This is a genomic window from Actinomyces sp. oral taxon 448 str. F0400 (genome assembly GCF_000220835.1).
In the GTDB taxonomy this organism is placed as follows: Bacteria; Actinomycetota; Actinomycetes; order Actinomycetales; family Actinomycetaceae; genus Actinomyces.
This window is the reverse complement of the sequence record NZ_GL985612.1, coordinates 1-930: the sequence shown is the minus strand read 5'-3', so window position 1 is coordinate 930 and position 930 is coordinate 1. Positions and strand designations below refer to the sequence as shown.

The 930-nt window shown below is 62.0% G+C and carries 1 protein-coding gene; it reads right to left on the bottom strand.

Going from position 1 to position 930, the window contains the following annotated elements:
- Nucleotides 1-901: WXG100 family type VII secretion target (locus HMPREF9062_RS11950; RefSeq protein WP_367379031.1), on the bottom strand; the 901-nt coding region annotated here is incomplete at its 3' end.
- Nucleotides 902-930 lie beyond the last annotated feature (29 nt).

Genomic DNA, 930 nt, shown 5'->3' with positions numbered 1-930 from the left:
TGCTGGCGTGCGCGGCGCTGCGACTGGTACTAGCAGCCGCGCGAGCGCTCCCAGCGCTCCGCGGGGAACGACCAAGACGACGGTTGATCCTCTGCCCGACACGATGCCCCGCCCGTACAGCGAACCGATTAGGCGCCTCACGAGCCGAAGCGAGATGACCCAGAAAAGCCTTCAACCGCCGCGTCACAGGCTCGATCTTGCGCAACAGCTTGGACAAAGCCTCAAAAGAAGAAATCAAATCATCAACATGCCGCCCCACAACCTCCATCTTCTCGGCCACCCAGGTACTGATCTGAGCCACCACCGCAGGAGTCCCCAGCCCGAGACTGAACACCTCTTCCAGCACCGACTGGCAGAACATGCCGATCGCCTCGGAGATCGTATCACGCACCATGTCATGAACGAACTGGACAATAAACCCAGCGATCCCCAAACCAGTGGAGACACTATGAGCCAGATCCCCCAACGACTCCAGAGCAGCCGCCAGGTCCGCCCCCTCAGACCGCCACGCGTCAGCCGCCCGACCGACCTGGCCCTCCATATCCCGCTTGATCGCGTTCCGCAGACCCTGCGCCTGCTCCTTAAGATGATCAGAAATATTCACCCACGTTTGAGAACCCGCCCGCACCGCGTCCGCATCCCCGGCCAGCTTGTCAAGAATCTCCGGAAACGGGTGAACATGCTCCAAAATCCACCCAGTCACCGCCCCAATAGCCGTGGCCAGCGGATTGAACGCCAAAGACACAACATCGCCCGCCAGACCCGCGCCCGCCAACGCCCCCTGAGTCCACGACCCATCGCTAATCGCCCCCGACAGATCGGAAATATCCTCACCCAGACCCGTCCCCGACCAAAACGACGACGAATCCTCACGCTCCGCGACCAGCGACTCCTCACTCACAACCCCGCACCCCCGCACCCAGCACCAGC